This window comes from Burkholderia sp. BCC1999, assembly GCF_905339975.1.
Lineage (GTDB): Bacteria > Pseudomonadota > Gammaproteobacteria > Burkholderiales > Burkholderiaceae > Burkholderia.
In genome coordinates this window covers 24,340-48,259 of sequence record NZ_CAJPHP010000014.1, presented here as the reverse complement: position 1 = coordinate 48,259, position 23,920 = coordinate 24,340, and the positions used below count along the sequence as shown (strand labels likewise).

General features: G+C 67.0%; 24 protein-coding genes. 11 read left to right on the top strand and 13 right to left on the bottom strand.

Annotation, left to right across the window (positions count from 1 at the left end):
• Positions 1-22: 22 nt before the first annotated feature.
• On the top strand, positions 23-1,156 hold the full coding sequence (locus U5809_RS21130) for a class I SAM-dependent methyltransferase (protein WP_322088011.1): 1,134 nt from the start codon (positions 23-25) through the stop codon (positions 1,154-1,156).
• 89 nt (positions 1,157-1,245) lie between these two features.
• Complete coding sequence (locus tag U5809_RS21125; protein ID WP_322088010.1) at positions 1,246-2,136, top strand: SAM-dependent methyltransferase; 891 nt, start codon at positions 1,246-1,248, stop codon at positions 2,134-2,136.
• 20 nt (positions 2,137-2,156) lie between these two features.
• On the opposite strand, the gene U5809_RS21120 is transcribed toward U5809_RS21125, so the two are convergent.
• Complete coding sequence (locus U5809_RS21120) at positions 2,157-2,729, bottom strand: DUF1415 domain-containing protein (RefSeq protein WP_322088009.1); 573 nt, start codon at positions 2,727-2,729, stop codon at positions 2,157-2,159.
• 76 nt (positions 2,730-2,805) lie between these two features.
• Entirely contained in the window at positions 2,806-3,426 is a 621-nt protein-coding gene (locus U5809_RS21115; protein WP_322088085.1) for a TetR/AcrR family transcriptional regulator, read from the bottom strand.
• 219 nt (positions 3,427-3,645) lie between these two features.
• On the opposite strand from U5809_RS21115, the gene U5809_RS21110 reads away from it, so the two are divergent.
• The 3 genes from U5809_RS21110 to U5809_RS21100 all read left to right on the top strand — a co-directional run bounded on the left by U5809_RS21110 (position 3,646) and on the right by U5809_RS21100 (position 7,129).
• Positions 3,646-4,929 carry an MFS transporter gene (locus tag U5809_RS21110; protein WP_322088008.1) on the top strand — a complete coding sequence of 428 codons (1,284 nt, stop codon included), beginning with the start codon at positions 3,646-3,648 and terminating at the stop codon, positions 4,927-4,929.
• 157 nt (positions 4,930-5,086) lie between these two features.
• Positions 5,087-5,692 (top strand): nitroreductase family protein, encoded by a 606-nt coding sequence (locus U5809_RS21105; RefSeq protein WP_322088007.1) that lies wholly within the window; start codon positions 5,087-5,089, stop codon positions 5,690-5,692.
• A gap of 186 nt (positions 5,693-5,878) precedes the next feature.
• Entirely contained in the window at positions 5,879-7,129 is a 1,251-nt protein-coding gene (locus U5809_RS21100; RefSeq protein WP_322088006.1) for an Hsp70 family protein, read from the top strand.
• Positions 7,130-7,228: 99 nt separating this feature from the next.
• On the opposite strand, the gene U5809_RS21095 is transcribed toward U5809_RS21100, so the two are convergent.
• Positions 7,229-7,432, bottom strand: a complete 204-nt coding sequence (locus U5809_RS21095; protein ID WP_006477070.1) for a cold-shock protein — start codon at positions 7,430-7,432, stop codon at positions 7,229-7,231.
• Between the two features lie 420 nt (positions 7,433-7,852).
• On the opposite strand from U5809_RS21095, the gene U5809_RS21090 reads away from it, so the two are divergent.
• Positions 7,853-9,451, top strand: coding sequence for an APC family permease (locus tag U5809_RS21090; protein WP_322088005.1), 1,599 nt, complete (start codon positions 7,853-7,855; stop codon positions 9,449-9,451).
• 106 nt (positions 9,452-9,557) lie between these two features.
• Here the strand turns inward: U5809_RS21090 and U5809_RS21085 are convergent, their stop codons facing one another.
• The 7 genes from U5809_RS21085 to U5809_RS21055 all read right to left on the bottom strand — a co-directional run bounded on the left by U5809_RS21085 (position 9,558) and on the right by U5809_RS21055 (position 15,664).
• Positions 9,558-10,349, bottom strand: a complete 792-nt coding sequence (locus U5809_RS21085) for a class III extradiol ring-cleavage dioxygenase (protein WP_322088004.1) — start codon at positions 10,347-10,349, stop codon at positions 9,558-9,560.
• A gap of 210 nt (positions 10,350-10,559) precedes the next feature.
• Positions 10,560-11,156: a UbiX family flavin prenyltransferase gene (locus tag U5809_RS21080; RefSeq protein ID WP_322088003.1), complete on the bottom strand. Its 597-nt coding sequence runs from the start codon at positions 11,154-11,156 to the stop codon at positions 10,560-10,562.
• Positions 11,157-11,180: 24 nt separating this feature from the next.
• On the bottom strand, positions 11,181-11,492 hold the full coding sequence (grxD, locus tag U5809_RS21075) for a Grx4 family monothiol glutaredoxin (RefSeq protein WP_121859134.1): 312 nt from the start codon (positions 11,490-11,492) through the stop codon (positions 11,181-11,183).
• Between the two features lie 67 nt (positions 11,493-11,559).
• The gene (gene prmC / locus U5809_RS21070; protein ID WP_322088002.1) at positions 11,560-12,402 is read right to left on the bottom strand and encodes a peptide chain release factor N(5)-glutamine methyltransferase; all 843 of its coding nucleotides are present in this window, start codon (positions 12,400-12,402) and stop codon (positions 11,560-11,562) included.
• Positions 12,403-12,409: 7 nt separating this feature from the next.
• Positions 12,410-13,492: a peptide chain release factor 1 gene (gene prfA / locus U5809_RS21065; protein ID WP_282506555.1), complete on the bottom strand. Its 1,083-nt coding sequence runs from the start codon at positions 13,490-13,492 to the stop codon at positions 12,410-12,412.
• Positions 13,493-13,574: 82 nt separating this feature from the next.
• Positions 13,575-14,873: a glutamyl-tRNA reductase gene (hemA, locus tag U5809_RS21060; protein WP_322088001.1), complete on the bottom strand. Its 1,299-nt coding sequence runs from the start codon at positions 14,871-14,873 to the stop codon at positions 13,575-13,577.
• Between the two features lie 26 nt (positions 14,874-14,899).
• The gene (locus U5809_RS21055) at positions 14,900-15,664 is read right to left on the bottom strand and encodes a response regulator transcription factor (protein WP_322088000.1); all 765 of its coding nucleotides are present in this window, start codon (positions 15,662-15,664) and stop codon (positions 14,900-14,902) included.
• Between the two features lie 171 nt (positions 15,665-15,835).
• On the opposite strand from U5809_RS21055, the gene U5809_RS21050 reads away from it, so the two are divergent.
• Genes U5809_RS21050 through U5809_RS21035 form a run of 4 tightly spaced genes read left to right on the top strand, consistent with a single transcriptional unit; the run spans position 15,836 to position 19,153 of the window.
• Complete coding sequence (locus U5809_RS21050; protein ID WP_282506559.1) at positions 15,836-16,090, top strand: hypothetical protein; 255 nt, start codon at positions 15,836-15,838, stop codon at positions 16,088-16,090.
• Between the two features lie 18 nt (positions 16,091-16,108).
• Positions 16,109-17,923: an aminopeptidase P family protein gene (locus U5809_RS21045; protein WP_322087999.1), complete on the top strand. Its 1,815-nt coding sequence runs from the start codon at positions 16,109-16,111 to the stop codon at positions 17,921-17,923.
• Between the two features lie 58 nt (positions 17,924-17,981).
• The gene (locus U5809_RS21040; protein ID WP_322087998.1) at positions 17,982-18,533 is read left to right on the top strand and encodes a cysteine hydrolase family protein; all 552 of its coding nucleotides are present in this window, start codon (positions 17,982-17,984) and stop codon (positions 18,531-18,533) included.
• The gene (locus U5809_RS21035; protein ID WP_322087997.1) at positions 18,530-19,153 is read left to right on the top strand and encodes an HAD-IA family hydrolase; all 624 of its coding nucleotides are present in this window, start codon (positions 18,530-18,532) and stop codon (positions 19,151-19,153) included. Before U5809_RS21040 ends, U5809_RS21035 begins: the two co-directional genes overlap by 4 nt.
• Positions 19,154-19,285: 132 nt before the next feature.
• Here U5809_RS21035 and ettA read toward each other — a convergent pair whose 3' ends face one another.
• From ettA to gcvA, 3 genes are all read right to left on the bottom strand, one after another.
• Positions 19,286-20,953 (bottom strand): energy-dependent translational throttle protein EttA, encoded by a 1,668-nt coding sequence (gene ettA / locus U5809_RS21030; protein WP_098549884.1) that lies wholly within the window; start codon positions 20,951-20,953, stop codon positions 19,286-19,288.
• 186 nt (positions 20,954-21,139) lie between these two features.
• A complete protein-coding gene (locus U5809_RS21025; protein ID WP_322087996.1) occupies positions 21,140-21,448 on the bottom strand; it encodes a DUF3761 domain-containing protein in 309 nt (102 codons plus the stop codon).
• Positions 21,449-21,501: 53 nt separating this feature from the next.
• Positions 21,502-22,440: a transcriptional regulator GcvA gene (gene gcvA, locus U5809_RS21020; RefSeq protein WP_282506566.1), complete on the bottom strand. Its 939-nt coding sequence runs from the start codon at positions 22,438-22,440 to the stop codon at positions 21,502-21,504.
• A gap of 193 nt (positions 22,441-22,633) precedes the next feature.
• Between gcvA and U5809_RS21015 the strand changes: the two genes are divergently transcribed.
• A complete protein-coding gene (locus tag U5809_RS21015) occupies positions 22,634-23,899 on the top strand; it encodes an MFS transporter (RefSeq protein ID WP_322087995.1) in 1,266 nt (421 codons plus the stop codon).
• Positions 23,900-23,920: the final 21 nt, after the last annotated feature.

Sequence of the window (23,920 nt, the reverse complement as noted above, 5' to 3'; positions counted from 1 at the left end):
AGCCAACCGTAACCGAGTTCGCGTGACCGATTCCCCTGTTTTCCACTGGACCGACGCCGACGGCGCCGATCATGCCGTGCGCTGGCGCTCCGAAGCCGGTGTGCAACCGCCGAAGCGCGCGGTGCCCGCCGACGATCGCCTCACTGCCGACGCGGCTTATCGCCTTGCGTGCGAGGGCACTGCGCTCGTCTGGCAGGGCGATTTCCAGAATGCGCGCCAGCTCGTGCAGGCGATGGCGCGCCGTGTCGAGCGCAAGCCGAAGAAGGCGCAAGCCGCGGCCGGCGTCGACGCATTCAATCTGCATCGTCTCGCGCAATCGCAGCGCGCCCGCACGCTCGGGATGCTGCTGATCCCGCTCGACGCCGACTACACGATCCCGCTGCGCCGCGCGCCCGATGTGCGAGCCGCATGCGAGGAGGCGTACGGCCCCGGCGGCGCACCGTCGGTCGTGTCGCTGCGTGAACTGCTCGGTCTCGTCGGCGCACACGAGTGGCGCAAGAAGGGCGTACCGATTCCGGCGCTCGGCGGCGCGCCGATTCACCCGCACTACGGCGTGTTCTCGCCGGTGCGCGGCGAATACGTCGAACTCGTCGCGCGCGCGCCGCTGCCGGCGACGTCGCTCGCATTCGACATCGGCACCGGCACCGGCGTGCTGGCGGCCGTGCTTGCGTCGCGCGGCGTCGAGCGTGTCGTCGCGACCGACCAGGATCCGCGTGCACTCGCCTGCGCGCGCGAGAACATCGCGCGGCTTGGTCATGCGAGCCAGGTCGACGTCGTCAAAGCCGACCTGTTTCCGGCCGGCCGTGCGCCGCTTGTCGTCTGCAACCCGCCGTGGGTGCCGGCCCGGCCGAGCGCGCCGATCGAATACGCGGTCTACGACCCCGACAGCCGCATGCTGCGCGGTTTCCTCGCAGGGCTCGCCGCGCACCTCGAGCCGGGCGGCGAAGGCTGGCTGATCCTGTCCGATTTCGCCGAGCATCTCGGCCTGCGGCCGCGCGAGACACTGCTGCAATGGATCGACGAGGCGGGCCTCGTCGTGCTCGGCCGCGACGACATCCGCCCCGCGCATCCGAAGTCCATGGACGCCGACGATCCGCTTCACGCGGCGCGCCGCGCCGAGGTCACGTCGCTCTGGCGGCTCGGCACGCGAGCCTGACCGCGTATTTTCGGTAAACTGTCGCCATTCCTCACGAATTCCCGCCGCCGGGCCGTGGTCGACCGACCGTGGCCCGGCGCCGCATCACGATGTCGAACAAAACCCACGAAATCCGCCCGGAACAGTCCGTCGAGCTGCTGAAGGAACTGCACATCCTCACCCGCGACGGGAAGCTGAACCAGGACAGCCGCCGCAAGCTGAAGCAGGTCTATCACCTGTTCCAGTTCATCGAGCCGCTGCTCGCCGGCGTGCAAGCCGACAAAAGCAACGTGACGCTCGTCGATCACGGTGCCGGCAAGTCGTATCTCGGCTTCATCTTGTACGACCTGTTCTTCAAGCAGCAGCCGGGGCACGGCACGCCGGAATTCGCGTCGCACGTGTACGGGATCGAGACGCGCGAGGAGCTCGTCACGCGCTCGACCGAGCTGGCCGAGCGGCTCGGGTTCGGCGGCATGTCGTTCCTGAACCTGTCGGTCGCCGATTCGATCACGTCGCCGCGGCTGCCCGAAACCGTCGATGTCGTTACCGCGCTGCATGCGTGCGACACGGCGACCGACGACGCGATCCGCTTCGCGCTCGCGAAGCGCGCGCAGCATATCGTGCTCGTGCCGTGCTGCCAGGCGGAAGTCGCGGGCGTGCTGCGCAAGAACAAGGGCAAGTCGCTCGCGAACGCGCTGACCGAGGTGTGGCGGCATCCGCTGCATACGCGCGAATTCGGCAGCCAGATCACCAACGTGCTGCGCTGCCTGCAACTCGAGGCGCACGGCTACCAGGTCAGCGTGACCGAGCTGGTCGGCTGGGAGCATTCGATGAAGAACGAGCTGATCATCGCTCAGTACAAGAACCTGCCGCGCCGGCGGCCCGGCGAGCGGTTGAACGAGATCCTCGGGATGTTCGGCCTTGCCGAACTGAACGAGCGCTTCTTCGTGGCGGAAGCCGCGGCGGCAGGCGGCGAGGCCGTCGAGCCGGCCGAAGGCTGACGCGCAGCCCGCGCGGCGCGTCAGACGTCGTCGCCCGGCCGGCGCATCCATTCGCGCCAGCCGTCGTGGCCGAGGCGGCGCAGCGTTTCCTGATTCTTTTCGTAGATCGCGGACGCATCCGGAAACGCGTCGACCGCGCGCGCGATGCTGTCCTCGCGCAACAGGTGCAGGATCGGGTACGGCGCGCGGTTCGTGTAGTTCTCGATATCGTCGGGCTCGGTGCCTTCGAACCGGTATTGCGGATGGAAGCTCGCGATCTGCAGCACGCCGTCGAGCCGCAGTTGCTGCACGAGCCGCTCGGCAAAGAACAGCGCATCGTTGTAATCGACGAAATCGGCGAACGCATGCGGGAAGATCACGAGCGTCGTGTCGACCTGCTGCGGATCCGCCGCATCGAGCGCGCGCAGCTCTGTTTCGAGTTCGGCGAGCGCGTCTTCCAGCGTGGTCGCGTCGCTGATCGCGTAGCGCACCTGTTCCTTCACATAGACGCTTTTCGCGAACGGGCACAGATTGAGCCCGATGACCGCGCGCGCGAGCCAGTGCCGGGTGGCGGCGAGGATGTCGTCGTGCGATTCGGTGCGGGTGTCGGTCATCGTGAAACCAGTCGGGCGGAAGAACGGCGAGGGCCGCATTGTAGCGGGCCCGCCGCGCTCGGGCGTATGCGCCCCGTCAAGCGCAGGCGGCTTCGATCAACTGCGTGACGAGCGCGGGCGCGGTGCCGATTGGCGTCTCGCCGTGCCGGTACGTCTGGCTTGCCGCGTAGATGCCTTCGACCACCAGTGCAAGCGCGTCGGCCAGCGCCTTCGGTTGCCGCGCGCCGACGCCTTCGCACAGCGCGACGAGCCGCTTCATCAGCTGCTCCTTGTTCTGCGCGACGCGCTCGCGCGCCGGGTGCGACGCATCGGGGAATTCCGCGGCGACATTGACGAACGGGCAGCCGCGATAGTCCTTCTGCGTCGCGCGCTCGGCGAGATCGACGAAATACTGGATCAACTGCGCCCTCGGCTGGCCCGGGTGCTTCGCGGCGCTCGTGTCGAGGCGCTCGAAGAAGCACGCATCCATCCGCTCCAGATACGCGAGGATCAGTTCGTCCTTCGACGAGAACTGGCGGTACAGGCTCATCTTGTTGACGCCTGCACGCTCCACGACCGCCTCGACGCCGACCGTGCGAACCCCTTCCTTGTAAAACAGCTCCTCGGCGGCGCGCAGCAGGTGCTCCTGCGCGGTGGCGCCGTCGATCGGCCGGCGCGTGCGGCGCGCCGGCGGCTTGGCGATCTCGATGCCCGACATGATGACCCTCGGCTGCATAGTGAATTGCTTGACATGTTACCGACTGGTAACTACGATCGCAACACACTTGTGACTGGTCGGTAACAATCGCGGCCGGATCAACAGACAAATGCCAAGCGTCGGCCCGGGTCAGCCGATGTGGAAATGTGCGGCGGAGGTGGCCTGGTCGGGGCGGAGCGGGTGCGATGGCGCCGGAACCGCCAACTGGAGAACGCGAAGATGAACTGGGCAGTGACAAGAATCGGCGGGCGGTTTCACTACGGATGGCTCGCGGCGGCGGTGGTATTCCTGATCCTGTTGGCGGCAGCCGGCACGCGCGCGACGCCGAGCGTGCTGATGGTGCCGCTCGAGCGCGAACTCGGCTGGAGCCGGGCGGCGATTTCGCTGGCGATCTCCGTGAACATCGCGCTGTACGGCCTGACGGGCCCGTTCGCGGCCGCCGCGATGCAGCGCTTCGGGCTGCGCCCGACGATCCTCACGGCGCTCGTGACGATGAGCGTGGGCGTCGCGCTGTCGTCGATGATGACGCAGAGCTGGCAGATGGTCGTGATCTGGGGCCTGATGGTCGGCTGCTCGACGGGCGTCGTCGCACTGACGCTGTCCGCGACCTTCGTCACGCGCTGGTTCCATGCGCGGCGCGGCCTCGTGATGGGGATCCTGACCGCGAGCACGGCCACCGGCCAGCTCGTATTCCTGCCGATGCTTGCGGCGATCGCGCAACACCACGGCTGGCGGCCGGTCGTGCTGGTCGTCGCGGTGGCGGCCGCGATCGTGATTCCGCTCGTCGCTTTCCTGCTGCCCGAGCGGCCGGCCGACCTGCAGCTGCGCCCGTACGGCGAACCGGCCGATGCGCCGGCCGCGCCCGACGTGTCGAAGGAGAACCCGCTCGCGGTCGCGTTCCGCACGCTGCTGATGGCGAGCCGTTCGCGCGATTTCTGGCTGCTGTTCTTCAGTTTCTTCATCTGCGGCGCGAGCACCAACGGCTATGTCGGCACGCACCTGATCGCGATGTGCAGCGACTACGGGATGACCGAAGTACAGGGCGCGTCGCTGCTCGCGGCGATGGGCGTGTTCGACCTGTTCGGCACGACGCTGTCCGGCTGGTTGTCCGACCGCTACGACAATCGCGTGCTGCTGTTCTGGTACTACGGGCTGCGCGGGCTGTCGCTGATCTACCTGCCGCATGCGTTCGGGATCGATTTCTTCGGGCTGCCGCTGTTCGCGATGTTCTACGGGCTCGACTGGATCGCGACCGTGCCGCCGACCGTGCGGCTCGCAACCGACGTGTTCGGCAAGGCCGCGGCGCCGGTCGTGTTCGGCTGGATCGTCGCCGGCCACCAGCTCGGCGCGGCGTTCGCGGCGCTCGGCGCCGGGCTGCTGCGCGCGAGCCTCGGCACCTACACGATCGCGTCGATGATCTCGGGCGGGCTGTGTATCGTCGGTGCGTTGATCGTGCTGCGGATCAACCGCGGCCCGTCGCGCGCAGCGGCTCAGGCGGCCTGATCGCGATGAAGGCGGCTGGCCGTGCAGCCCGCGGCCGGCCAATGCAGGCACGGAGATTTGCATAGCGCGGGAGGATCGGGCGCGCAGCCGCTCAAGCGGGTATGCTTGCGGTTTGCCGGGCGTTCGCGCCCTTTCATCGATTTCAGCGAGGAACCGCATGTCCGTCAAACCTGCTCCCACCACTGTTTCGATTCACGATCTGATTGCCGGCCGCTGGAGCCCGCGCGCCTATTCGGACGAGCCCGTCAGCGCCGGCGATCTGCACGCAGTGCTCGAAGCCGCGCGCTGGGCCCCGTCCGCGTACAACGCGCAGCCGTGGCGTTTCGTCGTATTCGATCGCGCGCAGGACGAAGATGCGTTCAAGCGCGCGTTCGCGACGCTGGTGCCGTTCAACCAGGGCTGGAATGCGCCGGCGCCCGTGCTGATCGCGGTGACCGCGCACACGCTGACGTCGAAGGGCGAACCGGCGCCGACCGCGTCGTACGACGCGGGCGCCGCCGCGATGTCGCTGGTGCTGCAGGCGCACGCGCTTGGCCTCGCCGCACACCAGATGAGCGGTTTCGACGCGAAGGCGTTTCGCGACGCGTTCGCGATTCCGGCCGACGTTGCGATCCTGTCGATCATCTCGCTCGGCCACTACGGCAACGTCGACAAGCTCGATCCCGTGCTGCGCGATCGCGAAAAGGCGCCGCGTACGCGCCATGCGATCGGCGAAGTCGTTTATGCAGGCGCGTGGAAGAAGAGTTTCGACGCGGCAGCCTGACCGCGCGAGCGGGCGGGCTGCATCGTGCATCCCGTTCGCGCGTGCCCCCGGCGCGGCGCACCGCGCCGTTGCCATCGGTGCCCGCTGAGCGGTACCGGTGGCCGGCCCCGGTTGTGATCCCGCGGGCTTCATGTTAAAAAGCCCGTCCTTTCCGTTTTCGCGCCGGCCCTGCTGCGGCAATTTCCCATGACTTACTGCGCGATCGATTTCGGCACGTCCAATTCCGCCGTAGCGCTGCCCGACGGCGATGGCATGCGCCTCGCGCCCGTCGAGGGCGACCACCTGACGCTGCCCACCGCGATTTTCTTCAACAACGACGAAGAAACGGTCGAATACGGCCGTGCGGCGCTGGCTTCCTATATCGACGGTTTCGACGGCCGGCTGATGCGCTCGATGAAGAGCATCCTCGGCTCGCCGCTCGCGGAAACGACGACCGATCTCGGTGACGGCAGCGCAATCGCGTACACCGAAATCATCGCGCGCTTCCTGACGCACCTTAAGCGCAAGGCCGAAGCGCGCGCGGGCGCGCCGATCGGCCGCGCGGTCCTCGGCCGGCCGGTGTTCTTCGTCGACGACGATCCGCGCGCCGACCGCCTCGCGCAGGATCAGCTCGAGGCGGCCGCGCAATCGGTCGGCTTCGCGGACGTGCATTTTCAGTACGAACCGATCGCCGCCGCATTCGACTACGAATCGCGCCAGCAGGCCGAGCGCCTCGTGCTTGTCGCCGACATCGGCGGCGGTACGTCCGACTTTTCGCTGGTGCGCGTCGGGCCCGAACGGATGGCGCGGCTCGAGCGCAAGGACGACGTGCTCGCGCACCACGGCGTGCACGTCGCGGGTACCGACTACGATCGGCGCGTCGAGCTGGCGTCGATCCTGCCCGCATTCGGCTACCGTTCGCTCGACCCGGAAGGGCGCGAGCTGCCGAACAAGATCTACTTCGATCTCGCGACCTGGCACCTGATCAACACGGTCTACACGCCGAAGCGGATCGGCGAGCTGAAGCTGATGAAGCACCTGTACCAGGACGTGCGGCAGTACGACCGGCTCACGAGCGTGGTCGAGCAGCGGCTCGGGCACGGGCTGATGGCGCGCGCGGAAGAAGCGAAGATCGGCGTTGCGGCGGGCGGGGAGACGATGATCAACCTGAACGACGTGGAAGAAGACCTGCTGATCGCGTTCGACGCCGATCGCCTCGTCGATGCGAGCCGCGACGACACCTCACGCATCGTCGACGCCGCGCGCGAGACGGTGCGGCTCGCGGGCATCGCGCCGCGCGATGTCGGCGCACTGTATTTCACCGGTGGTTCGACCGGGCTCGCGTTCCTGTCGGGTGCGCTTGCGGGTGCGTTCCCGGACGCGCAGCCGGTGTTCGGCGACCGCCTCGCGAGTGTCGCGACGGGTCTCGGCATTCACGCGCAGCGATTATTCGGTTGAATGCGAGCGGCTGAAAGGCCGTCATGCCGGACAACCGGCGCCGAAAAACAAAAAGCCCCGCCGAAGCGGGGCTTTTTTACACGAATTATCGCGCCAAGCTTAGACCGGACGGATGTTCGCAGCTTGCAGACCCTTCGGGCCCGTCTTCACTTCGAATTCAACCTTCTGGTTTTCTTGCAGCGTCTTGAAGCCTTCGACGCGGATTTCCGAGAAGTGCGCGAACAGATCGTCGCCGCCGCCTTCCGGGGTGATGAAGCCGAAGCCCTTTGCGTCATTGAACCACTTGACGGTACCGGTTGCCATGTTACTTGTTCCTAAAAAGATAAAACGGGGCCGAAGCCCATGGGGTGCGGAAAATCAAGGAAGGGGTAATAGGACCAACCGGAGTACCGTTGATGGGCGAACTACGAAAGAACCAATTCACTCGCCACTTGAAATCCTGCGAAGTCCTTTATACGGCTAATCGCTCTCATGGTCAACCGTATTCCCATGCACTCAGGGTTATTGCGTAGATCAGGTTTACAAAGCTTGCAAGCGATGCGAATTTTTTGTAGGGGCCGAACGATTTTGGCGGCACGTTTGAGGTGCAACCGTTAAACTACGCGCCGCGCGGACGGGTTGCCCTGATCGGGTGGCGCGTCCCCCCAAGAATGCGTGCGCGGTGCTGTCCGAGCCGATCCCGGACCGCAGGCCGACCATGCTTTTTGAGACACAGGAGAGGATGTGAAGAGTTCTATTCAACGGAACATCGGCCCGTTTGCATTGATGCTGACGGGGCTGGGTTCGATTATCGGCTCGGGCTGGCTGTTCGGCGCCTGGAAAGCCGCGAAGATCGCCGGTCCGGCGGCGATCTGCGCATGGATCATCGGCGCGGTCGTGATTCTCGCGATTGCACTGACGTACGCCGAACTGGGCGCGATGTTCCCCGAGTCGGGTGGCATGGTGCGCTATGCGCGCTACTCGCACGGGTCGCTGGTCGGTTTCATCAGCGCGTGGGCCAACTGGATCGCGATCGTTTCCGTGATTCCGATCGAAGCTGAAGCGTCGATCCAGTACATGAGCACGTGGCCGTATCCGTGGGCGAATGCGCTGTTCGTGAACGGCGAGTTGACCACACCAGGCTTGCTGTTGTCGGCCGTGCTGGTCGTCATCTACTTCCTGCTGAACTACTGGGGCGTGAAGGCCTTTGCGCGTGCGAACACCGCGATCACGATCTTCAAGTTCCTGATCCCGGGCGCCACGATCCTCGGCCTGATGCTGACGAGCTTCCATTCGGAGAACCTCGGCACCGCATCGAATGCGAGCTTCGCGCCGTACGGCTGGTCGGCCGTGCTGACCGCGGTCGCGACGAGCGGCATCGTGTTCGCGTTCAACGGCTTCCAGAGTCCCGTGAACCTGGCGGGCGAAGCGCGCAATCCGTCGCGCAGCGTGCCGTTCGCGGTGATCACGTCGATCCTGATCGCGCTCGTGATCTACGTGCTGCTGCAGATGGCGTACATCGGCTCGGTGAATCCGGCTGACGTCGCGAAGGGCTGGGCGCACTTCAACTTCTCGTCGCCGTTCGCGGAACTCGCGATCGCACTGAACCTGAACTGGCTCGCGATCCTGCTGTACGTCGACGCGTTCATCAGCCCGAGCGGCACCGGCACGACCTACATGGCGACGACCACGCGGATGATCTACGCGATGGAGCGCAACAACACGATGCCGAAGATGTTCGGCAACGTGCACCCGATCTACGGTGTGCCGCGCCAGGCGATGTGGTTCAACCTGCTCGTGTCGTTCATCTTCCTGTTCTTCTTCCGCGGCTGGAGCTCGCTCGCAGCGGTGATCTCGGTCGCAACGGTGATCTCGTACCTGACCGGCCCGATCAGCCTGATGGCGCTGCGTCGCGCGGCGACCGACATCGAGCGTCCGCTGTCGATTCCGCTGATGAAGCTGATCGCACCGTTCGCGTTCGTGTGCGCGTCGCTGATCCTGTACTGGGCGAAGTGGCCGCTGACGGGCGAAATCATCCTGCTGATGATCGTCGCGCTGCCGGTGTACTTCTTCTTCCAGGCGAAGTCGGGCTGGAGCGGCTGGGGCGCCGACCTGAAGGCTGCATGGTGGCTGGTCGCGTACCTGCCGACGATGGCTGTGCTGTCGCTGATCGGCAGCAAGGAATTCGGCGGTCACGGCTACCTGCCGTACGGTTGGGACATGCTGGTCGTCGCCGCGATCGCGCTGGTGTTCTACTTCTGGGGCGTGAATACCGGCTACCGGACCCGATATCTCGACGAGCGCGAGTCGCACGACGAGATCCTCGAAGGGATCGGTGCCTGACGCCTGACCTGTCGCCGGATTCGGCGGCGGCAGGACGCAGCGAAAAAAGCCCGCCCGAGCGCTGCTCGGGCGGGCTTTTTGTTTGCGTCGACGATTGTTGCGCGGCTCAGGCGCCGGCGCTTGCGAACACGTAGTTCGTCATCGCGAGCACGCGCTGGTAGGTGCCGAGCGACTGGATGCCGAGCTGATAATCGTCGTCCGCCGCGCCGAGCGCCGCGAAGACCGGCAGCAGGTGCTCGTCGGTCGGATGCATCAGCGCTGCGTGCGGCGCCTGCCGGCGGTAGTCGAGCAGCGCGTCGACATCGCGCGCGGCGAGCTTCGTCTCGAACCAGTCGGTGAATTCCGCGACGCGCGGGTCCGCATCTTCGGGCGCCGCGCCGAAATCGGCTGCGCGCAGGTTGTGCGTGATCTGGCCCGAGCCGATCACCATCACGCCTTCGTCGCGCAGCGGCCGCAGCGCGCGGCCGAGCGCGAAGTGGTGCGCCGCATCCGCGCGCGGCTGGATCGACAACTGCGCGACGGGCACGTCGGCCTCCGGGAACATCAGCAGCATCGGCACCCACGCGCCGTGGTCGAGGCCGTGCTCGGTCGTCGCGGTCGCGATGCCGGCCGCGTTCAGCAGCGTGACCGCGCGCTCGGCGACGTCGGGCGCGCCCGGTGCCGGATAGCGGATGTCGTACAGCGCCTGCGGGAAACCGTAGAAATCGTGGATCGTTTCCGGGTGCGCGGCGACGCTCGCGACCGGCCGTTGCGTGCCCCAGTGCGCGGACAGCATCAGCACCGCGCGCGGGCGCGGCAATTGGGCGCCGAGGTGCGTGAACGCACCGGACGGCAGCGTCGGGTCGATCGGCAGCGTCGGAGCGCCGTGGGACAGGTACAGCGAAGGCAAGCGGTTCATGGTGGTGGCCTGCGAAAAGGGTTTGCCTGTGACTATAGGCGCGCACCGTGAATTGATAAATTCGCGTTTCGGAATTTGATTGACGCTTGTTTGTTGATAATTGGCGCAACGCAATGCGTGGCGACGCGGTTAATCATCAATACGCGTGCGATCGAATGAATTCTCGTGAAAATCGAAGAAGATGCGTGAAGAAGGGCGCTGTGGTGGCGCTTACTGCGCGTGCCGGATGCCGGCCCACGGTGTTGTCTGCGGCGCGCTGAGCGCGAACAGGTCGAGCACACGCGTGACGGTCTGGTCGACGAGTTCCTCGATCGTCTTCGGCATCGCGTAGAACGCGGGCAGCGGCGGAAAGACGATGCCGCCCATCTCGGTGACGGAGGTCATGTTGCGCAGATGCGCGAGGTTGAACGGCGTTTCGCGCACCATCAGCACGAGACGACGGCGTTCCTTGAGCGTGACGTCGGCCGCGCGCGTGATCAGGTTGTCGGACAGCCCGTGCGCGACGCTCGCGAGCGTCTTCATCGAGCATGGCGCGATCACCATCCCGTCGGTCGCGAACGAACCCGACGCGATCGTCGCGCCGACGTCGCGCACCGAGTGCACGACGTCCGCACGGCTTTCGAGATCGGCCTTCGGCAGCCTCAGTTCATGCTGGATGTTGAGCCAGCCGGCGTTCGAAACCAGCAGGTGCGTTTCGACGCCGCCCGCGGCGCGCAGCAGGTCGAGCAGCCGGACGCCGTAGATCGCGCCGGTGGCGCCGGTGATCGCAACGATCAGCCGGCGTGGCGGCGCGCTGGGAGATGCCATCGAAAGGGGAGCGGATGCCGCGTGTTAAGCGGCGGCGAACAGTTGCTGCAGTTCGCCCGACTGGTACATCTCCATCATGATGTCCGAGCCGCCGATGAATTCGCCCTTCACATAGAGCTGCGGGATGGTCGGCCAGTTCGAGAACGACTTGATGCCCTGGCGGATTTCGTCGTCTTCAAGCACGTTGACCGTCTTGAACTGGTCGACGCCGCAGGCTTTCAGCACCTGCACGGCGCGGCCGGAGAAGCCGCACATCGGGAATTGCGCGTTGCCCTTCATGAAGAGCACGACCTGATTTTCGTCGACGATTTGCTTGATACGTTGTTGGGTGTCCATGACTGACCTTGCGTTTGCGGGGCGTTAGATCGAAATGATAGCGGATTTCAACCGGACGGGCCGGGCATCAGCCCGGCCGCCGGCCGCCGGTCGTGCGTTCGATCGCGGCGAGATCGGCGAGCGATTCGACCGCGACGAAGCCGTGCGAGGCGAGGATCGTGCGGACGGCTTCGGCCTGATCGTAGCCGTGCTCGATCCAGAGCGTGCCGCCCGGTTTCAGACGGGGGCCGGCGCCCGCGACGATCGTGCGGATCGCGCTGAGGCCGTCGGCATCGTCGGTGAGTGCGCCGCGCGGCTCGAAACGCAGGTCGCCCTGCGCGAGATGCGGATCGTGCTGCGCGATGTACGGCGGGTTGCTGACGATCGTATCGAATACGAGCGCCGGATCGAGCGCCGCGTACCAGTCGCTCTGCAGCCACTGCGGCGGGCCGCCGGGGCGGCGTGCGTCGAGCAGCTTGTCCGCGTTGCGTTGCGCGACCGCGAGCGCGGCCGGCGAACGGTCGAGCGCCCACACGCGCGCATCGGGACGCTCGGCGGCGATCGACACGGCGATCGCGCCGCTGCCGGTGCCGAGATCGAGCACGGCCGGATGCGGCAGTCCGTCGATCGCATCGAGCGCGGCTTCGACGAGCAGTTCGGTTTCGGGGCGCGGGATCAGCACGTCCGGCGTCACGTCGAACGGGCGGCCGAAGAACTCGCGCATCCCGACCAGTTGCGCGACCGGCTCGCCGGCGACGCGGCGCGCTTCGAGCGCGCGGTAGCGCTCGACCGCGGCCGCATCGAGCGGCGCGTCGCCGCGCGTGATCAGCTGCGTGCGGGTCCAGCCGAGCGCGTGCGCAAGCAGTACGCGCGCATCGACCGCGTCGAGCGGCGACGCGCGCAGCAGTTCGTCGGCGGTGGTGTCGGGCATCGCGGCCTCAGTCGGCTTCGCCGAGCGATGCAAGCAGCTCGGCCTGGTGCTCGGTAACGAGCACGCCGATCAGCTCGTCAAGATCGCCGTCCATGATCGCCTCGAGCCGGTACAGCGTCAGGTTGATCCGGTGGTCGGTCATCCGGCCTTGCGGGAAGTTGTACGTGCGAATCCGTTCGGAACGATCGCCGGAGCCGATCAGGCTCTTGCGCGTCGCGGCTTCCTTTGCGTGCTGCTCGTGATACTGCTTGTCCTTGATGCGCGCGGCGAGCACCTTCAGCGCGCGATCCTTGTTCTTGTGCTGCGAACGGTCGTCCTGGCATTCGACGACGATCCCGGTCGGGATGTGCGTCACGCGCACCGCCGAATCGGTCTTGTTGATGTGCTGGCCGCCCGCGCCGGATGCGCGGAACGTGTCGATCCGCAGGTCGGCCGGATTGATCTCGACTTCGCCGATCTCGTCGGCTTCCGGCATCACCGCGACCGTGCACGCGGACGTATGGATGCGCCCCTGCGTCTCGGTCGCCGGCACGCGCTGCACGCGATGGCCGCCCGATTCGAACTTCAGGCGCGAATACGCGCCCTGGCCCGCGATCCGCACGATCACTTCCTTGTAGCCGCCGAGATCCGACGCGCTCTCCGACATCATTTCGACCTGCCAGCGCTGGCGTTCCGCGAAGCGCAGGTACATGCGCAGCAGGTCGCCCGCGAACAGCGCCGATTCGTCGCCGCCCGCGCCCGCACGGATTTCGACGAAGATGTTGCGGTCGTCGTTCGGATCCTTCGGCAGCAGCATCTTCTGCAGCTCGGTCTCGAGGCGCGCCATGCCGTCGCGCGCGTCGCGGATTTCGTCTTCCGCGAAGTCGCGCATCGACGGATCGGCGAGCAACTCCTGCGCGGCCGCCTCGTCATTGCGCGACTGGCGCCACAGTGCGTATTGCTCGACGACCGGGCCGAGTTCCGCATGTTCACGCGTCAGTTTGCGGTACTGGTCGAGGTCGGCCGTGACGTTTTCGCGGCTCAGCAGATCGTTCAGTTCGGCCAGCCGTGTGGACAGCTGGTCGAGCTTGCGTTGCATGCTCGTCTTCATGGTGTGGAGCGGCGCTCCCGGGCAAGGGGTATTCGGAAAGGATAGGCCGGCTCGCGGCCGGCGGCAGGGCGACCGGCCGGCGCTAGTGGCCGGACTGGTCGTTCGAGCGCGGCGCGTGCTGGTAGAAGCCGCGCATCAGGTCGATCAGCGAATCGCGATCGGCGCCGTTCACGCGGTTGAGCGCGCTCGTCGGGCCGTGGATCAGCTTGTTGGTCAGCGCTTGCGACAACGCTTCGAGTACGGCGCCCGGATCGTCGCCGCGTGCGAGCAGCTTCTGCGCCTTGTCGACTTCGGCGCGGCGCAGTGCGTCGGCCTGCGTATGCATGTGACGAATCACCGGCACGACGCTGCGCGTGTCGAGCCATTGCATGAAATTCTGCACGCGCGTCTCGATGATCGCTTCGGCCTGCGCGACCGCGGCCTGGCGCGATGCGTTGCCTTCGCGCACGATCGCACCGAGATCGTCGACGGTGTAGAGGAACACGTCCTTCAGCTTGCCGACTTCGGGCTCGATGTCGCGCGGCACCGCGAGGTCGACCATGAAGATCGGGCGGTGGCGGCGTGCCTTCACCGCGCGCTCCACTGCGCCGAGGCCGATGATCGGCAACGTCGACGCCGTGCACGACACGATGATGTCGAATTCGTGCATGCGGGCCGGCAGGTCGGCCAGCGGCATCGCGCGGCCGTTGAAGCGTTCGGCGAGCCGCTGGCCACGTTCGGCCGTGCGGTTCGCGACGACGAGTTCGCGCGGGCCTTGCGCGGCGAAGTGCGTCGCGCACAGCTCGATCATTTCGCCGGCGCCGATGAACAGCACGCGCTGATCCGATACTTTTTCGAAGATCCGCTGCGCGAGGCGCACCGCGGCGGCGGCCATCGACACCGACTGCGTGCCGATTTCGGTCGTGCCGCGCACTTCCTTCGCGACCGCGAACGTACGCTGGAACAGCTGGTTCAGGTAGGTGCCGAGCGCGCCGGCTTCCGTCGCGGTGCGAACGGCGTCCTTCATCTGGCCCAGAATCTGGGTTTCGCCCAGCACCATCGAATCGAGGCCGGACGCGACGCGGAATGCGTGCCGGACCGCTTCAGACTGCGGCAGCGCGTACACGTGCGGGGCAAGCTCGTCGACCGGAATCCGGTGATATTCCGACAGCCAGCGGACCGCGCCTTCGCGTGCCGCGCGATCGTCGGTCACGCAGTACAGCTCGGTGCGGTTGCAGGTGGAAAGAATCGCCGCTTCGGGCGTATTGGGCGCCTGGGGGCCGAGAAACACGTTCTTGAACGTGACGAGAGCCGGCTTGATTTGCTCGAGCGGAAACGCCACGCGTTCGCGCAGGGCGACAGGCGCAGTGTGGTGATTGATTCCGATCGTGAGGAGTTGCATATCGAGGGCTATCGTTTAGCCCCATATTATAGCGTTTCAGCGATTTCCTCACTCGCCGCATACCGGGCATCAGCGCGGCGGGGTCGCGAATTTGGGGGCTCGATCGGTACACGGTCGAGCTGATAGCCGAAGCCGTAGAGCGGCAGCAGCCGGTAGCCGCGCTCCGGAAGCAGCCGCAATTTACTGCGCAACCGGGACGCGTGCGTATCGAGCGTGCGCGACTTCATGTCGCGGCGGCGCCCCCACACCGTTTCGAGGATATGGGCGCGCGATACGGGCCGCGACAGGTTGGTGAACAGCAGTTGGGCGAAACGGAATTCCTTGGGCGTCAGTGAAACGATTGCGTCGCCGAAGCGCACGAGATCGTGCGTGGCGTCGAATGCATATTCCCCATACATTTCGCGCGAGCGAGTGGGCGGCCGGCGTACGCCGGCGCGCCGGCTCAGCGCGTTGACGCGCGCAAGCAGTTCGGGGCCGCTCACGGGCCGCGCGAGGCAATCGTCGGCGCCCGCGTGCAGGCAAGAGACGATTTCGCTTTCGCGCGGCGACTGCATTATCGCGATGGCCGGCAAACCGGGCAGGACCGCCTGCGCGCGCGGAATGACCTCCTGAGCCGGCTGGTCGCCGGCCCAGTGGCAGGTGATCAGCATGTCGCAGGTGTTGTCGGCGGCGAGCCATGCGAAGAATGCGGTGCTGGACGAAAACGCGTGACACACGTGACCGCCCGCGAAGAGCAGGCGGTTCAGGAGTGCGGTATGACGCGCTTCCGGATCGATCAGAGCGATTCGCATGAGAATTTCTTCAATACGGCAGCCGGTGCGCGCTTGCCATAACGTCGAGTCGGCCCCTACACTCGAATGTTCGCGGCACCCGGCTGGTCCCGGGTTCGATGGATGAATCGATGCTAGCCGCTGGTAACGTTCACGCCTATTGGACGAATCCGAATTTATAGAAGGCGTCGAATGAACTGGTTTGGAATCCTTGTCCTGGGAGCGGCCGTGGGGCTGTTGGGCCGCTGGCTGCATCCGATGCGGCGCACGAGTCGGCCGGCGTGGTGGATCGCGGTGCTCGCCGGCATCGTGGGTGCGGCGGCCGCCCGCATGGCCGGCAATCTCTCGGGACTGTTTTACGATGGCGAGACGCTCGAATGGCCGGTCTGCACCGGCGTCGCGTTCCTCGCCGTAGCCGCGACGGTCGCGCTGTCGGCCCGTCGCTGAATGCTCTCAGGTGAAATCATGAATGCCCGTCTTCCCGAAGTCTCGCCGGTGCCGGCCCGCCTTGCGCTGTTGCGCGGCGCCATGGCCCGCGAGGACCTGGCCGCCTATCTCGTGCCGTCCGCCGATCCCCATCTGTCAGAGTACCTGCCCGAGCGCTGGCAGGCGCGCCGCTGGCTGTCCGGCTTCACGGGCTCGGTCGGCACGCTGGTCGTGACCGCAGATTTCGCGGGGCTGTGGGTCGACAGCCGCTACTGGGTGCAGGCCGACGCCGAACTGGCCGGCACGGGCGTGCAGCTGATGAAGATGACGGGCGGGCAGCAGAGCGCGCCGCACGTCGACTGGCTGGCGCAGAACGTGCCGGCCGGCATGACGGTCGGCGTCGACGGTGCGGTGCTCGGCGTCGCGGCCGCGCGCGGGCTGACGGCCGCGCTGAGCGCGCGCGGCATCGCGCTGCGCACCGATCTCGACCTGCTCGACGCGATCTGGCCCGAGCGGCCGGGGCTGCCCGGCGACGCGGTGTTCGAGCACGCGGCGCCGCAGGCCGACACGACGCGCGCGAGCAAGCTGGCCGAAGTGCGCCGCGCGATGCACGCGCAGGGTGCGCAGTGGCATTTCGTGTCGACGCTCGACGATCTCGCCTGGTTGTTCAACCTGCGCGGTGCCGACGTCAACTTCAATCCCGTGTTCGTTGCGCACGCAATGATCGGTGCCGATCGCGCGACGCTGTTCGTCGCCGACGGCAAGGTGTCGCCGGCGCTGGCCGCGTCGCTCGCACAGGACGGCGTCGACGTCCGTGCCTACGACGCCGCGCGCGCGTCGCTCGCGGCGCTGCCCGCTGGCGCGACGCTACTGGTCGACCCGCGCCGCGTGACGTTCGGCACGCTCGAGGCCGTGCCGGCCGGCGTAACGCTCGTCGAGGCGGTGAATCCGTCGACGTTCGCGAAGTCGCGCAAGACCTCCGCCGAGATCGAGCACGTGCGCGTGACGATGGAGCACGACGGCGCCGCGCTCGCGGAATTCTTCGCGTGGTTCGAGCAGGCCGTGAACCGCGAGACGATCACCGAGCTGACGATCGAGGAGAAGCTCACGGCTGCGCGCGCCCGGCGCCCCGGCTATGTGTCTGCCAGCTTCGCGACGATCGCCGGCTTCAACGCGAACGGCGCGATGCCGCACTACCACGCGACGCCCGAGTCGCACGCGACGATCGCCGGCGACGGCCTGCTGCTGATCGATTCGGGCGGCCAGTACATGACGGGCACGACCGACATCACACGCGTCGTGCCGGTCGGCACCGTCAGCGACCTGCAGCGGCGCGATTTCACTATCGTGCTGAAATCGATGATGGCGCTGTCGCGCGCACGTTTCCCGCGCGGCATCCGCTCGCCGATGCTCGACGCGATCGCACGCGCGCCGATGTGGGCGGCCGGGCTCGACTATGGGCACGGCACGGGGCATGGCGTCGGCTACTTCCTGAACGTGCACGAAGGCCCGCAGGTCATCTCGCACTACGCGCCGGCCGAGCCGCACACGGCGATGGAAGAAGGCATGATCACGTCGATCGAGCCGGGCGTGTACCGCCCCGGCCAGTGGGGCATCCGGATCGAGAACCTGGTCGTGAACCGCGCGGCCGGGAAGACGGAATTCGGCGATTTCCTCGCGTTCGAGACGCTGACGCTGTGCCCGATCGACACGCGCTGCGTGCTGATCGAGATGCTGCACGACGAAGAGCGCGCGTGGCTGAACACGTATCACGCGACGGTGCGCGAGCGCGTCGGCCGGCACCTGAGCGGCGATGCGAAGGCATGGCTCGACGCGCGCACGCAGCCGATCTGACGCAACAACATGCGATAACGGCCGGACAACGGCCGAACGACAAAACCGAGGGCAAGCAATGGCGGACACTGCAGTGATCGTGATCGACATGCAGCGCGGGCTGGTGGAGCGGGCGCAGCCCGCGTACCGGCTCGACGACGTCGTGTCGGGCATCAACCGGTTGACGGCGGCGGCGCGCGCGGCAAACGCGCCCGTCTGCTTCGTGCAGCACGACGGCGATGCGGACGACGATGTCGTGCCCGGCACGCCGGGCTGGGAGCTGCATGCGGGGCTGGTCGTCGGCAGCGACGACTGGCGCGTGCGCAAGCAGATGAGCGATTCGTTCCACGACACGCCGCTCGCGGCGCAGCTCGACCGCCATGGCATCCGTTCGGTGCTGATCTGCGGCTACGCGACCGAGTTCTGCGTCGATTCGGCCGCGCGCCGTGCCGCGCTGCTCGGCTACCGGACGACCGTCGTGTCCGACCTGCACACGACGAACGAGCGCGCGCACCTGTCGGCCGCGCAGATCGTCGCGCATCACCACTTCATCTGGGCAAACAATTCGCTGTCGGGCAACGCGGTCACGCCGCGTCCGCTCGCCGACGTGCTGACAACGGAGTTCGCATGACGATCAAGGCCGTGGTGTTCGATTTCGGCGGCGTGCTGATCGACTGGAGCCCCGAGTACCTTTACAGGGAGCTGATTCCCGACGAGGCGGAGCGCCGCTGGTTCTTCACGCATGTGTGCGCGATGGACTGGGTGGTTCGCCAGGACGGCGGGCAGACGATCGAGGAAGGCACGGCCGAACTCGTCGCGAAGTTTCCGGAGCACGAGGCGCTGATCCGTGCGTTCTATGCGCGCTGGCACGAGATGATCGGCGGCGTGCTCGACGAAGGTGCCGCGCTCGTCGACCGGCTCGACGCGCAGGGGATGCCGCTGTTCGGGCTGACGAACTGGTCTGCGGAGACGTTTCCGTATGCGTGGGACAACTTCCCGATCCTGCGGCGTTTCAAGGACATCGTCGTGTCGGGCCGTGTGAAGCTCGTGAAACCCGATCCTGCGATCTACCGCGAGATGCATGCGCGGATCGAGCCGCACCTGCCGGGCATCGCGCCGCACGAACTCGTGTTCATCGACGACAACGCGAAGAACGCCGCGGCCGCGACGGCGCTCGGCTGGCACGGCATTCATCACACGAGCGCGGCGACGACCGAGGCGCGGTTGCGCGAACTGGGCGCGCTCGCGTAAGCGGTGGGCGAAGGCTCGGGCGAATAAAAAAGCGGGCCATCGGCCCGCTTTTTCTTTGTCCCGCTCCGGAAGCGAGCCCCTACGGCATCCGGCGCAGCGTTGCCGCCGTATCGGGTGCCCGGGCCGCGCCGGTCAGCGGCTGATCGGCTTGTAGCGCAGACGCTTCGGCTTCGCGGCTTCCTCGCCGAGGCGCGCGCGCTTGTCGGCTTCGTATTCCTGGTAGTTGCCGTCGAAGAACGTGACCTGCGAATCGCCTTCGAACGCGAGGATGTGCGTCGCGATCCGGTCGAGGAACCAGCGATCGTGCGAGATCACCATCACCGAGCCCGCGAATTCGAGCAGCGCATCTTCCAGTGCGCGCAGCGTTTCGACGTCGAGGTCGTTCGACGGTTCGTCGAGCAGCAGCACGTTGCCGCCCGAGATCAGCGTCTTCGCGAGGTGCAGACGGCCGCGCTCACCGCCGGACAGGTTGCCGACGATCTTCTGCTGGTCGCCGCCCTTGAAGTTGAAGCGGCCGATGTACGCACGCGACGGCGTTTCGTACTTGCCGACCGTCAGCACGTCGGCGCCGCCCGAGATTTCCTCGAACACCGTCTTCGTGCCGTCGAGCGCATCGCGGCTCTGGTCGACGTACGCGAGCTTCACCGTCGGGCCCATCACGACTTCGCCCGAATCCGGCTGTTCCTTGCCCGTCAGCATCCGGAACAGCGTCGACTTGCCGGCGCCGTTCGGGCCGATGATGCCGACGATCGCGCCAGCAGGGATCTTCAGGTTCAGGTTGTCGATCAGCAGGCGATCGCCGAACGCCTTGCTGACGTTCTTGAACTCGATCACTTCGTTGCCGAGGCGATCGCCGACCGGAATGAAGATTTCCTGCGTCTCGTTGCGCTTCTGGTATTCCTGGCTGCTCAGTTCCTCGAAGCGCGCGATACGCGCCTTCGACTTCGCCTGACGGCCCTTCGGGTTCTGGCGCACCCACTCCAGTTCCTTCTTGATCGCCTTCTGGCGTGCCGATTCCGATGCCTCTTCCTGCTTCAGGCGCTCTTCCTTCTGGTCGAGCCAGCTGCTGTAGTTGCCCTTCCACGGAATGCCGTGGCCGCGGTCGAGTTCGAGAATCCACTCGGCGGCGTTGTCGAGGAAGTAGCGATCGTGGGTGACTGCGACGACGGTGCCCGGGAAGCGCACGAGGAACTGCTCGAGCCAGTCGACCGATTCGGCGTCGAGGTGGTTGGTCGGTTCGTCGAGCAGCAGCATGTCCGGCTTTTCGAGCAGCAGCTTGCACAGCGCGACGCGGCGCTTTTCACCGCCGGACAGGTGCTCGATCTTCGCGTCCCACGCAGGCAGGCGCAGCGCGTCGGCCGCCACTTCGAGCTGTTGCTCGGGGCTGCCGCCGTCGCTCGATGCGAGGATCGCCTCGTACTTCGCCTGTTCGGCCGCGAGTGCGTCGAAGTCGGCGTCCGGTTCCGCGTAGGCCGCGTAGATTTCTTCCAGCTTCTTGTTGGCCTGGAACAGGTCGCCGAGGCCTTCCTCGACGGCTTCGCGCACGGTCTTCGTCGGGTCGAGCTGCGGTTCCTGCGGCAGGTAGCCGATGTTCAGATTCGGCATCGGCGTGGCTTCGCCTTCGATGTCCTTGTCGACACCCGCCATGATGCGGATCAGCGTCGACTTGCCCGAGCCGTTCAGGCCGAGCACGCCGATCTTCGCGCCGGGAAAGAACGACAGCGAGATGTCCTTCAGGATCTGGCGCTTGGGCGGCACGATCTTGCCGACCCGGTTCATCGTGAAAACGTATTGGGCCATTTCGGTGTGAAAGTCAGAAGTGGTTGAGACGGCCGCGCAGCGCGCGGGCGTGGCGGCGTCGGGTGATTCGGTACGGAGCGTGCCGCGCGGGGCGCGGCGGCGTCGCCGCGTGTCGGCGGTGCGAACGCGTATTGTACTTCGCCGTCGACTGCCGCTGGCGCAGCGCAGCCATCGGGACGCGCCGCGTTACAGCCACGCGGCGACGCCGCCATGCCCCGAGCACGTGCCGCGCCGGTGACGGCTGAAGCTGTACGTGCCGTCGCGGCAGCGCGCGCTCGCGCCTTCCGGAGCGCGGCCCGATTTCGAATGCGCGGGCGCATGCACGGTTTCGCCGTCGCGGTTGCGATACGTGTCGTGACGGTCGAGATCGGCTTCGTTACCGTAGCCGGGCGTGGCGCGGTACGCATGCGCAGAAGGAGGCAGCGCGGCGCATGCGACGAAAAAAGCGACGGACAGGGTCGCGATGCGCGTCGCGCGGCGGAGCAGGGCAGGCATGGTCTCTCTCGGTTTGTTGTTATGGCGGTCGGGCCGGTGGCCCGCGCCGCATGTTAGCGGATCCGTGCCGGATCGTTGCCGGCGCCGGACATCGACGCCGCGCCGTCGGCCCGGGCGGCATCGAGAATCCAGCGACGGAACGCGGCAACCTTCGGCCGTTCGGCGTGATGCGGCGGATAGACGAGGTAGTACGCGAAATCGTCGAGCCACGCGACGTCGGCGAGTTGCACGAGCCGGCCACTCGCCAGTTCGCCGCGCACCATCGCGGCCGGCAGCAACCCGGCGCCCTGGCCGGCGACGATCGCCTGCAGCAGCAATCCCGAATCGTCGAACGCGGCGCCGCGCGGCGGGCCGAAATCGTCGATCCGCTGCGCGCCGAACCAGATGTGCCAGCCCTTGCGTTCGGCGTCGTGCAACTGCGGCCAGCCGACGAGATCGGCCGGCGTCGCCGGCATGCCGAGCCGCGCGACGAGTTCGGGCGAGGCGAGCGCGACGATCTCCACGGTCAGCAGGCGTTCGCTGCACAGCCCGATATAGCGCCCGAGGCCGTGACGGATCGCGACATCGACGCCGTCGCGCGAGAAATTTGCGAGCGCGTGGCTGGTGACGACCTGCAGGTCGACGTCCGGGCACGCGTGCCGGAATTGCGCGAGGCGCGGGACGAGCCACGCGGACGCGAAGAACGGCGTGACGCTCACGGTCAGCACGCCGCTGTCGGCGGCGCCCGATACGCGCTGCGACGCATCGGCGATCTGCCGGAACGCGTTGCGCACCGGCGGCAGGTAGTCGCGGCCGGCGGCCGTCAGCAGGATGCCGCGATTGACGCGCTCGAACAGTTGCACGCCGAGATGCGTCTCGAGCGTGCGGATCATCTGGCTCACCGCGCCGGGCGTGACCGACAGCTCCTCGGCTGCCGATTTCACCGACAGGTGGCGGGCGGCCGCTTCGAAGGCGCGCAGCGCGTTGAGCGGCGGCAGGCGGGAACGATTCATTCAGTTTTTCTAAAGCGAAAGGCCGACGAAATATCGTTTGAGGCGATGCATGCTCACGAGTACCGTTGTCGCATCGAATCGCATGTTTCGTGGCCGTCTTTCGGCGGCCGATGCGATCAACATAGTTCATCTATATCCATGAGGCAATCCGGACGCCGTCCGGCGGCCGGTGGAGCCTGAGAGGAGCATCGTCATGAACCGCCCGGGCGCATCGCGTCTCTTCTACGGCTGGTACGTGGTCGCGGCCGCGTTCGCCGTCACGTTCGTCGGGTTCGGCAGCGCGTATTCGTTCAGCGCGTTCGTCGAGTCGCTGCAGCGGGATTTCTCGGCGTCGCGCGGGCAGATCTCGCTCGTGTTTTCGCTCGCGGGGTTCCTGTATTTCGGTTTCGGCATCATCAGCGGGCCGCTGGCCGATCGCTTCGGCTCGCGGCGGCTCGCCATCGTCGGGATGCTGCTGACGGGCGCCGGGCTGGCGGCCGCCGGCGCCGCGCAGTCGTTGCTGCAGGTCTATGTCGCGTATGGGCTCGGGGTCGGTCTCGGCGTCGGTTGCGCATACGTGCCGGCCGTCGGCGCGGTGCAGCGCTGGTTCGTGCGCCGGCGCGGCTTCGCGTCGGGGCTCGCGGTCGCCGGGATCGGCGTCGGTACGCTCGTGATGCCGCCGCTCGCGTCCGCGTTGATCGCGCATGTCGGCTGGCGTGGCGCATATTTCACGCTGGCCGTGATCGCGGTCGTTCTGGGAGCAGGCATCTCGCTGCTGATCGAGAACGATCCGCGCGGGCGCGGACTGTTGCCGGATGGCGATGCCGCCGACGAGGGCGGCCGGCAGCCCGTTGCGGCCCGGGCCAGCGCGACCGCACACGCCGGCGCGACGGTGCGCGAAGCCGTCACGTCGCGGCCGTTCGCGAGCCTCTATGCCGCGTGCCTCGTGTGCTCGTTCGGCGTGTTCGTCCCGTTCGTTCACCTCGTGCCGTACGCGCTCGATCATGGCGTCGCGCCATCGACGGCGGTGTTGCTGCTCGGCGCGATCGGCGTCGGCAGCACGGCCGGCCGTTTCTTTCTCGGCGGCCTGGCCGACCGCTTCGGCCGCCGCGCGTCGCTGCTCGCAATGTTCGCCGGCATGGCCGTTGCGCTCGTTGCGTGGGCGGGCGCCGGCACGGTCGCGACGCTTGCCGCGTTCGCGCTCGTGTTCGGCGTGTTCTACGGCGGCTGGGTCGCCGTGCTGCCGGCGGTCGTGATGGACTACTTCGGCGGGCGCAACGTGAGCGCGATCATCGGTATCCTGTACACGAGCGTCGCATTCGGCACGCTGATCGGGCCGGCCGCCGCCGGTTTCATCTACGACGCGGGCGGCGGTTATCTCGTGCCGATCCTCGCGAGCGCCGCCGCGAATGCGATCGCGTTCGCGATCGTCGCGACGACGGGGCGGGCGCCGGCGGCCGCGCGTGCAGCCGGCGGATAGGCGCGCCGCGCGATTTCCGGT

What these genes read in the sequence shown, in the direction of transcription:
- U5809_RS21040 (WP_322087998.1), top strand. Translation starts at nt 17,982, where the DNA reads ATGGCGGACACTGCAGTGATCGTGATCGACATGCAGCGCGGGCTGGTG.
- prfA (WP_282506555.1), bottom strand. Translation starts at nt 13,492, where the DNA reads ATGAAGACGAGCATGCAACGCAAGCTCGACCAGCTGTCCACACGGCTG.
- U5809_RS21120 (WP_322088009.1), bottom strand. Translation starts at nt 2,729, where the DNA reads ATGACCGACACCCGCACCGAATCGCACGACGACATCCTCGCCGCCACC.
- U5809_RS21035 (WP_322087997.1), top strand. Translation starts at nt 18,530, where the DNA reads ATGACGATCAAGGCCGTGGTGTTCGATTTCGGCGGCGTGCTGATCGAC.
- U5809_RS21025 (WP_322087996.1), bottom strand. Translation starts at nt 21,448, where the DNA reads ATGCCTGCCCTGCTCCGCCGCGCGACGCGCATCGCGACCCTGTCCGTC.
- U5809_RS21115 (WP_322088085.1), bottom strand. Translation starts at nt 3,426, where the DNA reads ATGTCGGGCATCGAGATCGCCAAGCCGCCGGCGCGCCGCACGCGCCGG.
- ettA (WP_098549884.1), bottom strand. Translation starts at nt 20,953, where the DNA reads ATGGCCCAATACGTTTTCACGATGAACCGGGTCGGCAAGATCGTGCCG.
- U5809_RS21045 (WP_322087999.1), top strand. Translation starts at nt 16,109, where the DNA reads ATGAATGCCCGTCTTCCCGAAGTCTCGCCGGTGCCGGCCCGCCTTGCG.
- U5809_RS21080 (WP_322088003.1), bottom strand. Translation starts at nt 11,156, where the DNA reads ATGGCATCTCCCAGCGCGCCGCCACGCCGGCTGATCGTTGCGATCACC.
- gcvA (WP_282506566.1), bottom strand. Translation starts at nt 22,440, where the DNA reads ATGAATCGTTCCCGCCTGCCGCCGCTCAACGCGCTGCGCGCCTTCGAA.
- U5809_RS21055 (WP_322088000.1), bottom strand. Translation starts at nt 15,664, where the DNA reads ATGCGAATCGCTCTGATCGATCCGGAAGCGCGTCATACCGCACTCCTG.
- hemA (WP_322088001.1), bottom strand. Translation starts at nt 14,873, where the DNA reads ATGCAACTCCTCACGATCGGAATCAATCACCACACTGCGCCTGTCGCC.
- U5809_RS21100 (WP_322088006.1), top strand. Translation starts at nt 5,879, where the DNA reads ATGACTTACTGCGCGATCGATTTCGGCACGTCCAATTCCGCCGTAGCG.
- U5809_RS21110 (WP_322088008.1), top strand. Translation starts at nt 3,646, where the DNA reads ATGAACTGGGCAGTGACAAGAATCGGCGGGCGGTTTCACTACGGATGG.
- U5809_RS21105 (WP_322088007.1), top strand. Translation starts at nt 5,087, where the DNA reads ATGTCCGTCAAACCTGCTCCCACCACTGTTTCGATTCACGATCTGATT.
- U5809_RS21125 (WP_322088010.1), top strand. Translation starts at nt 1,246, where the DNA reads ATGTCGAACAAAACCCACGAAATCCGCCCGGAACAGTCCGTCGAGCTG.
- U5809_RS21095 (WP_006477070.1), bottom strand. Translation starts at nt 7,432, where the DNA reads ATGGCAACCGGTACCGTCAAGTGGTTCAATGACGCAAAGGGCTTCGGC.
- U5809_RS21050 (WP_282506559.1), top strand. Translation starts at nt 15,836, where the DNA reads ATGAACTGGTTTGGAATCCTTGTCCTGGGAGCGGCCGTGGGGCTGTTG.
- grxD (WP_121859134.1), bottom strand. Translation starts at nt 11,492, where the DNA reads ATGGACACCCAACAACGTATCAAGCAAATCGTCGACGAAAATCAGGTC.
- prmC (WP_322088002.1), bottom strand. Translation starts at nt 12,402, where the DNA reads ATGCCCGACACCACCGCCGACGAACTGCTGCGCGCGTCGCCGCTCGAC.
- U5809_RS21085 (WP_322088004.1), bottom strand. Translation starts at nt 10,349, where the DNA reads ATGAACCGCTTGCCTTCGCTGTACCTGTCCCACGGCGCTCCGACGCTG.
- U5809_RS21015 (WP_322087995.1), top strand. Translation starts at nt 22,634, where the DNA reads ATGAACCGCCCGGGCGCATCGCGTCTCTTCTACGGCTGGTACGTGGTC.